The sequence below is a fragment of the Haladaptatus sp. genome (assembly GCF_049589095.1).
Classification (GTDB): domain Archaea; phylum Halobacteriota; class Halobacteria; order Halobacteriales; family Haladaptataceae; genus Haladaptatus.
The window spans coordinates 1-7,698 of record NZ_JBAWAC010000493.1; the positions used below are offsets into that span (position 1 = coordinate 1).

The window sequence follows — 7,698 nt, forward strand, 5'->3', positions numbered from 1 at the left end:
TCTCATCACTGAAAACTGACTCACGGCAGAAAATCCCCATCATCAGTAGACGGAAATCCACTTCTAGAAAACATATCTGTTTTCATCCCACCACTTTCCTCATCGCCATTCACGTCGCTCCGGAAGTTGGAAATAACCCCCCGTCATAATCACGCGACAATGACGTTGTCCGAGGAAGCCCGCGATCGACTCGCGGACTTGGTCGAACTTCAACCCACGAAGAACAGCGAACTCCAGGATCGCTGGGGGTTGGAGAGCGGGAGCGAGGTGCATCAATATCTCGAAAACGAGCTCAAGGAGTACTACTACCGCGATGAAAACAGCTACATCCGCGCAACGACCGAGGCGAACGACCTCGTGGACGTGGAACCCGGCGTCGTCGCCGATGAGGAGGACGACGTGCCGAGCGTCGTCCGCGTCCCGAAACTTCAGAAACAGGTGTTCGACGTCGTCCCCGCCCCGGACGAGCGGTCGGCGAGCGTGGTCGCCGTTCTCCACAGCCTCCGTGACGAGTTCGATATCGACCCCGAGGTCGACGACGTGCGCTCCGCGCTCCAGAGCCTGAAGCGAAAGGGCGTCGTGGACGTCGTCTACCGAACCGTTCCGACATTCAAACTGACCGTGGCGCGCGACGAAATCACGGTCGAAGAGTCGGGCTAACGGCTACTGTTTCGCCTCGCCCGGCCGAAACCGCTCCCGACGGGATTCGAGCAGACGCTTGCTCGCTTTCCCCGGCCCGCCCTCGATGGGCCATCCCTTCTGCCGCCAGGCTGGCGGCTCCGGTTCGAACGACGGACAGCGACCGGAACACTCCCGCGCCGTCTGGTGGCAGGCTTTCGCGGCGCAGTACGGCAACACCAGTTCGTCCTCGCGCCGCAGTTCGAAGTGCCGACAGTCCGGTCGCATGGTCCGGGTGTAGGTTCGCCAGCCGCGTTCGTAGGCCCGCTCCGCGATAGCGAGTCGTTTTCGCTGTTTCTCTTCGGGGGACACGTACTCGAACCGCGCCGCCGACTGGTCGTACTTCCCGCCGCCGGGGCGTTCGAGGATTCGCGTTCCGGGCGCGTTCACGTCGAGCGTCCGGGGATACCACGCCACGTCGGCGTCGTGGCCGTCGAAGGTCAGGATTCCCGCTTCGACCGGGATGGATTCGAGTAACGCCGGTTCGACGCGCTCCCCCGTCCGGTTCGTCGCCACCCAGACCTCGTCGGCCAGCGAGAGGGCGACGTCCCGCTCCAACTGCGGGCGCAGGTTCCGTGCGGCACTGGCGTCCAGGTCGGGTTTGTTCTCGATGGCGACCATGCGTCGAACCCAGTCCGGGTAGACGAACCGCCGCCGGATTTCGAGGCGGTTTCCGTTCTTCCGGACGTCCAGAATTCCCCGGTCGTCCGCTTCGTGAATCGTCTCTCGCACGTAGCGCCACGGATAGCCGGGGTCGGGAAGGGCGTCGCGGTACCACTCCCACTCTTCGGGGGCGTGTTTCACGAGGTGCAGCATGTCGCCGTCCAATCGATCACGACCGAAGTTCGCGCGTCGGGCCAACGCGTCGGCATCGACTTCGATGACGACGGTGTCCCATCGCCGACGCTTCGTGCCGAGTTGCCGGGCGACGAGGACGGCACGCTCGCCGTCGCCGGGCGGCCACCGTCGCTCGGCCCATCGGCAGGTTCGCAGTTCGAAGACGAACTCCGATTCGTCCATACCCTTCCGTCTCACCCGACGTTGGTAAGGGATTCGACTACTGCATATCAAAAAACATTAGTTGGATAAAGGGAAAGTAACGTCAATCTCGTCAGCTGGCGAGTATAACCGGACGATTACCGGGATTCAACACATATGAACCGACGAAATGCTCTTACGGCCCTCGTGCTCGTCTCGCTTCTCGCAAGCGGCTCGGTCATCGGTCCCGCCGCCGCGACGACTGCCGGAAACGCGATGGGCGCGGACAACCCCGCGGTACAGTCCCCCGACCTCTTCGAGAACGATGCGAACAGTACGGTCACGTTCAATCGTTCCATGTACGAAGTGCAGAAGGGTGAAACGGTCACGATGAGTTTCGGTCTGAAAGACGCCGACGCGATAACCGTTCAGATCGGCGGCGGCGCGAAGGAGTACAAACTCAACGCGACCGTCACGGACGGCAACGGCGACGGCACCGTCGTTCTGGTGTTCGACACGTCCAAGGCGGGAAGCGGTGACGGCTCGGCGCTGACGGTGAACGGCGACGACGAACTCACCGTCAAGAACGAGACGAAATCGGAGTTCTCCCCGGACATGTACGGACTCACCGTCTACGCCGGAACCGGGAAGAACATCCCGAAGATCGGCTACGGCGGCCTCGAAGTGAAGGGCGACTCGACGACCACCCGCGAAACGACGAGCGATAGTTCGTCCACGACGACGTTCGATGAGTCCGGCATGACGACCACCACGACCGCCAACGATTCCACCACCACGACCTCGGACAGCAGTGGCCAGCCTGGTTTCGGACTCGGCGTCTCGGTCGTCGCACTTGCGGCAGTCGCACTGCTCGCTCGGCGTCAGTAAGTTTCCAAAAAATCGATTTCGCTTTTTCAGTCGTCGTCGTACTCGTCGAGGAACTCGTGTGCATCCCGGAGGATGTCACGCGGTCCGTCCTGCGTGATGGTGTTTATCGCCTGTTCGTAGTCGCGCCACTGCAGGTCCCGGTGTTCGGTCGAGAGTTCCGCACTGGCCTCGTACGATTTGGCGATGAACAGGTGGACGGTCTTGTGGATCGTCGTCCCGTTCGCCTCGAAGACGTAACTGTAGTCGTCGCGGAAGCCGTCGAGGAGGCGAAAATCCTCGATTCCGGCCTCCTCTTTGACTTCACGTATCGCCGTTTGCTGTAGCTCTTCGTCGCCCTCCACGCCGCCTTTTGGGAACTCCCAATCGCCCGGACGGCTTTTGAGGAGGAGGTATTCTCGTCGACCACGGGTATCCCTGAACAGGATCGCACCCGCGCTCGTAGCGTTAACTGCCATTGGGTCCATGTACGCGGGTAGCCATTAAAGGAATGTCGAAGCAATACAGTCGTTTTCCCGTCTACTCCGCCCTGCGCTTTGAATTCATCCTCTCCTTTTTTATTACATGCCCTCAAAATATAAGGGGAAAGTGGCGAGTCGGAAGCAGACGTTTTACGTAGCAGGATTGTGTACTGCCTACAGAGCTAGCCATGACCTTCATCACAAAAGTACTCCTACAGAGCGGGAACCGGCCCGTTCTCGACAATGTCGTTTCCGACATTCGAAATCTCGCCGGACGAAAAGGCGCGGACTTGCGCGGCCCGCATTCGGACCCGCCGGAACACCACCGTGTACCACAGTATAAAACGCTCTCCGGGGAGGAGGGACGGCAGTTCCGAAGTTGGGACTACACCGTCTACACTCGACGGCTGGAAATCGTCGGTCACAACGACGTGTCCCGCCGCGTCGCCCAGATGGACTTCCCGCCCGGAATCCGCGTCGAGGTCGAACTCGAACAGATTCAGGGCATGGGCAAAGCCTGATTTTCGTTTCTCCCGGTTCTCGAATTCTCGAACATCCTCCAACTCGAATCGACGACGGATAGTGGCGACTCGGTTCCTCGACGCCGACTTAGCTTCGGTTGACGGTGGTGTCGAGGAGACCGAGACGGCTACTGAAGACCGCCGCGTCGTTCGAAAATCGATACTTCGTCCGCTCCCGTAGCGTCCCCTTCGTGAACACGTAGGAGGCCCCGGCGACGTTGGTCCCCCGCACGTACCGAATCGCGTAGCCGTTGTAGTCGTCCGGTTGCGAGATTTCGGGCGCTTCTCCCCCTCCTGGGAGCATCAACATCCGAACCGTGATCGTCGCCGGAAGCATCGAGACGACCCGAAACTCCGATTCCGCGACGTAATCGTCGAAATACACCAGTACGCTCCGATCGCTCTGTGCCGCGGCCGTCCCGACCCCTGCTATTCCGAGGCCGAGCGCGCCCGCCGTGAGCAGTCCCTTCTTCATGAACTCCCGGCGCGAATCGCCCGCGTCCGGTAGCTCGATCGAGTTCTCCGTTTCCATCGTTCCGCACCCCCCAAGGTACGTACTCGAAAGGAAGCTTTTAGAAGGCATAAACCGGCCGTAAGCGCTCGGTTACGGGGTTACCTCGACGTAACCGAGTCGGTTCACTCCCCGTCGATGGTTTCGACGAACGTCGCCCGTCCTCGGTGCTCGTTCGCGTCGAACTCCTCGACGCGCAGTCGAACGCGGTCGTCGACCTTGCCCGGTGGTGCCCCCTCCACTCGGAGGATGGTGTCGCCGACTCGGGCTGTCGCGGTTCCGTTGCGCTGACCGGTGAGGTAGACGTCTATCTCCTCGCCGACCTCGAACGTCGGGGTGCTCGTCCGGAACGACCAGCCCGCGAGATACTTGTCGAGGAGGCTCATACCCGCGCCACCTCCTCGGCACGGCGGTCGGAGACGTATACGAGGCCGAACCCGGTGAGCGCCGAGAAGAGGAACACGGCGAACAGGAACCAGCCTTGGAAGACGAACGGCCAGACGTGTGCGGGGCTGACGACCATCGACCGCGTGAACCAACCGAACTGGTCGCTGCCCACGAGTTGAACCATCGTCGCGTAGCCGACCAACACGCCGCCGCCCCACGGGAAGATGTAACCCATGGCGGAGCTGTTGGCGTCGAGGATGTTGGCGCGACGGTAGCCGTTGATGTTGAACCGCTGGCCGATTCGGGCCACGTACGGCGCGATGGCGATTTCGGCGGCGGTGTTGATGGTGATCATGGCGTTGACGCTCGCCGTTCCGAGCACCATGGTCGTCTCGGCGCGCCGAACGTTGGTCGCGACGGTGTTCAACAGCCAGTTCTGCAGCGCCTCGAAGCCGCCGCCGCGGATCATGATCTGTGCCCCGGCGACGATGAGGAGCGTCAACACGATGAGCGGGAAGAATCCCGTCGCACCGCTGTAGAGGCTCCCGCCGACCGTGCCCGCGTTGCCCGCGTTCACGGCGACCGTCTGAACGAACGGCAGGAACCCGAAGGTGCTAGCGAGCGGGCCGTTGTTCGGCGCGTAGAACACCAACATCTTCTGAATCGGCGCGAGACCGGTGACGACGTTGATGACGACCGCGAACACGAGTCCCCACGAAATCGCCTCGACGATGTGGCGGCCAGAGATGGCCGTCACGATGACGATGCCCATCGAGACGAGGTGGATGAGGCCGACCGGGTTGCTGTTCAACGAGACGTTCCCCGAGATGTTCGCTCCCTCCATCACCATCCCGGCGATGACGTAGCCGACGAGTGCGAACAGCGCCGCGGTGAGCGCGTACTTGAATCGGGAGGCGACGACGCCGCCGATGTCCGAGTCCTGCGTCACCGCGCTGACGATGGTCGTGTCGCTGACCGGGGCGAGGTTGTCGCCGAACACCGCGCCGGACAGGATGGCACCGAACAGCAACACCGGGTTTGCACCGACCACGAGTCCTGCGGGGAAGAACAGACCCGAGAACGCGATGGTCGTCCCGTATCCTGTCCCGATGCCCGTCGCCAACAGCGCCGCGAGGATGAAGGTCGCCGCCGGAAACAGCGACGCGCCGACGTGTAGCGTCTCGGCGGCCCAGACGAGTCCCTGGACGAACTTGCCGTCCTGTAACACTTGGGCGAACATCCCGGCCCAGAGCCACGCGACGATGGCCGTCGCGGCCACGCGCTGGGTCATCCCCTCGAAGATGGTGTTGGCGTACGTCTTCCAATCGCCCTTCGCGAAGAACATCCCGACGATGAGCGAGACGAGCATCCCGACGACGAGTCCCGATGTGTCCCCGACACCGAGAAACCCGCTCTGAAATATCGCCCAGACGATGAACAACCCGATGGGGAGCGCGCTCATCACCGTCCCGCCGTGGAACTCGATGCGGGATTCGTGTCGCGCGTGCTCTGCCTGCGCTAACTCTTCTTCTACTTCTTCGTCACGCTCGTCGCTTGGCGTACTCATTCGTATTTCCCTCTGACATCCTGTGACAAGCGACCGGGGTCGTATAAATGTAGTCGGTAACAATTGACGGACGATGCGACGTCAGGCGGAAATCGTGAACGGTCGCGTTATTCCGGAGGCGACTTTCCGGACGGCTTGGGGGATCCGTTTCATATCGAAACATTCGTGGTCTCAAACAATAATATGGGTGGTTCCGACACGTTCCCCTGGCCGCTTTTCGTGTGTTTAAGACCCCCGCAATCGTGGCCCATGCTATGAGTCAACAGGAACACCGCGACCGACTCGTCTCGCTCCGACGCGACCTTCACCGCCACCCCGAACCGGCGTGGCGTGAGTTCTACACCACCGCACGGATCGTCGAGGAACTCGAATCCATCGGCGTGGACGAGTTGTACGTCGGGCCGGAGGTACTCGCTCAGGAGGAGCGCATGGCCGTCCCGGACGACGACGAACTCGAAACGTGGTACGAACAGGCTCACGCGGCGGGGGCACGAGAGGATGTCCTCGAACGGCTCGAAGGCGGCAACACGGGCGCTATCGCCGTCCTCGAACGGGGTGAGGGACCGACGGTCGCCCTGCGCGTGGACATCGACGGTCTGATTCGCGAGGAATCGACGGACGACGATCACGTTCCCGCCGCCGAAGGCTTCCGCTCGGAGCACCCGGGCGCGATGCACGCCTGCGGGCACGATTCGCACATCACGATGGGAATCGGCGTACTGGAGGCGATCAAGGACAGCGATTTCGAGGGGACGTTCAAGGTCTTCTTCCAACCGGGTGAGGAGATGGTCGCCGGAGCAAAACCGATGGCGAAGAGCGGCCATCTGGACGACGTGGACTACTTGCTGGCGGTGCACATCGGCCTCGATCACCCGACCGGCGAAGTCGTCGCGGGTGTGGGCGGTTTCCTCGCGGTGGATCACTTCCTCGCGGAGTTCACCGGCCAACCGGCCCACGCTGGCGGCCAACCGAACGCGGGCGAGAACGCAATTCAGGCGATGGCGACCGCCGTTCAGAACCTCTACGCCATTCCCCGCCACGAGGACGGCCCGACGCGGATCAATGCGGGACAGGTCGGCGGCGGCACCGCGACGAACATCATCCCGGAGGGGGCCTTCATCGACGGCGAGGTGCGGGGCGAGACGACCGAACTCAAGGATTACATGAAGGAACGTGCCGTCCGCGTCCTCGAAAACGCGGCGGCGATGCACGGCTGTTCGGTCGAACTGAGTTCGGAGGGTGAAGCGCCGAGCGCCGTGAGCGACGACGGATTGGTCGACATCATCCACGACGTCTCCCTGAACACGACTGGCGTCGATAACCCGATTCGGCGCGACACGCTCGGCGGCAGCGAGGACGCCACGTATCTGATGCAGGAGGTTCAGGACAACGGCGGTCTCGCGGCGTACGTCGGCGTCGGAACGGATCACCCGGGTGGCCACCACACCGCGACGTTCGACGTGGACGAGGACAGCCTCGGAATCGGGGTCGATCTACTCTCAACATCCATCCTCGAAATCGCACAGCAACGACCGTAGATGTCCATCTACGGGCAAACAATCACAACCGCGCTTATGCCCGATACCTGTTAGACAACAATTGATAATATAATTCCAACAGCTTCAAAAGAACACGGTAATTTTTATATGCACCCGTCACAACCCTCTGAATGATTCGAACGAGTGTTGCAGTGTTCGAGAGGTACAAACC

9 protein-coding genes are annotated in these 7,698 nt (G+C 61.8%); 4 read left to right on the forward strand and 5 right to left on the reverse strand.

Features of this window, described 5'->3' with window-relative positions:
• Positions 1-159 precede the first annotated feature (159 nt).
• Complete coding sequence (locus WBV42_RS15195) at positions 160-660, forward strand: DUF5797 family protein (protein WP_423986773.1); 501 nt, start codon at positions 160-162, stop codon at positions 658-660.
• Positions 661-663: 3 nt separating this feature from the next.
• On the opposite strand, the gene WBV42_RS15200 is transcribed toward WBV42_RS15195, so the two are convergent.
• The gene (locus WBV42_RS15200) at positions 664-1,698 is read right to left on the reverse strand and encodes a DUF5787 family protein (protein WP_423986774.1); all 1,035 of its coding nucleotides are present in this window, start codon (positions 1,696-1,698) and stop codon (positions 664-666) included.
• A 135-nt stretch (positions 1,699-1,833) separates the two neighbouring features.
• Here WBV42_RS15200 and WBV42_RS15205 point away from each other — a divergent pair, with 135 nt between their 5' ends.
• Positions 1,834-2,544, forward strand: a complete 711-nt coding sequence (locus WBV42_RS15205) for a PGF-CTERM sorting domain-containing protein (protein ID WP_423986775.1) — start codon at positions 1,834-1,836, stop codon at positions 2,542-2,544.
• 26 nt (positions 2,545-2,570) lie between these two features.
• Here the strand turns inward: WBV42_RS15205 and WBV42_RS15210 are convergent, their stop codons facing one another.
• On the reverse strand, positions 2,571-2,999 hold the full coding sequence (locus tag WBV42_RS15210) for a bis(5'-nucleosyl)-tetraphosphatase (protein WP_253226563.1): 429 nt from the start codon (positions 2,997-2,999) through the stop codon (positions 2,571-2,573).
• A gap of 191 nt (positions 3,000-3,190) precedes the next feature.
• On the opposite strand from WBV42_RS15210, the gene WBV42_RS15215 reads away from it, so the two are divergent.
• Entirely contained in the window at positions 3,191-3,523 is a 333-nt protein-coding gene (locus tag WBV42_RS15215; protein ID WP_253226562.1) for an uS10/mL48 family ribosomal protein, read from the forward strand.
• A gap of 88 nt (positions 3,524-3,611) precedes the next feature.
• Here the strand turns inward: WBV42_RS15215 and WBV42_RS15220 are convergent, their stop codons facing one another.
• The 3 genes from WBV42_RS15220 to WBV42_RS15230 form a co-directional block, all read right to left on the reverse strand.
• Positions 3,612-4,055, reverse strand: a complete 444-nt coding sequence (locus tag WBV42_RS15220) for a twin-arginine translocation signal domain-containing protein (protein ID WP_423986776.1) — start codon at positions 4,053-4,055, stop codon at positions 3,612-3,614.
• Between the two features lie 104 nt (positions 4,056-4,159).
• Positions 4,160-4,420, reverse strand: a complete 261-nt coding sequence (locus tag WBV42_RS15225; RefSeq protein ID WP_253226560.1) for a DUF7513 family protein — start codon at positions 4,418-4,420, stop codon at positions 4,160-4,162.
• Positions 4,417-5,988 (reverse strand): Na+/H+ antiporter NhaC family protein, encoded by a 1,572-nt coding sequence (locus tag WBV42_RS15230; RefSeq protein WP_423986777.1) that lies wholly within the window; start codon positions 5,986-5,988, stop codon positions 4,417-4,419. The genes WBV42_RS15225 and WBV42_RS15230 overlap by 4 nt, the downstream gene beginning before the upstream one ends.
• A 254-nt stretch (positions 5,989-6,242) precedes the next feature.
• On the opposite strand from WBV42_RS15230, the gene WBV42_RS15235 reads away from it, so the two are divergent.
• A complete protein-coding gene (locus tag WBV42_RS15235; RefSeq protein WP_423986778.1) occupies positions 6,243-7,526 on the forward strand; it encodes an amidohydrolase in 1,284 nt (427 codons plus the stop codon).
• Positions 7,527-7,698 lie beyond the last annotated feature (172 nt).

What these genes read in the sequence shown, in the direction of transcription:
- WBV42_RS15195 (WP_423986773.1), top strand. Translation starts at nt 160, where the DNA reads ATGACGTTGTCCGAGGAAGCCCGCGATCGACTCGCGGACTTGGTCGAA.
- WBV42_RS15200 (WP_423986774.1), bottom strand. Translation starts at nt 1,698, where the DNA reads ATGGACGAATCGGAGTTCGTCTTCGAACTGCGAACCTGCCGATGGGCC.
- WBV42_RS15205 (WP_423986775.1), top strand. Translation starts at nt 1,834, where the DNA reads ATGAACCGACGAAATGCTCTTACGGCCCTCGTGCTCGTCTCGCTTCTC.
- WBV42_RS15210 (WP_253226563.1), bottom strand. Translation starts at nt 2,999, where the DNA reads ATGGCAGTTAACGCTACGAGCGCGGGTGCGATCCTGTTCAGGGATACC.
- WBV42_RS15215 (WP_253226562.1), top strand. Translation starts at nt 3,191, where the DNA reads ATGACCTTCATCACAAAAGTACTCCTACAGAGCGGGAACCGGCCCGTT.
- WBV42_RS15220 (WP_423986776.1), bottom strand. Translation starts at nt 4,055, where the DNA reads ATGGAAACGGAGAACTCGATCGAGCTACCGGACGCGGGCGATTCGCGC.
- WBV42_RS15225 (WP_253226560.1), bottom strand. Translation starts at nt 4,420, where the DNA reads ATGAGCCTCCTCGACAAGTATCTCGCGGGCTGGTCGTTCCGGACGAGC.
- WBV42_RS15230 (WP_423986777.1), bottom strand. Translation starts at nt 5,988, where the DNA reads ATGAGTACGCCAAGCGACGAGCGTGACGAAGAAGTAGAAGAAGAGTTA.
- WBV42_RS15235 (WP_423986778.1), top strand. Translation starts at nt 6,243, where the DNA reads ATGAGTCAACAGGAACACCGCGACCGACTCGTCTCGCTCCGACGCGAC.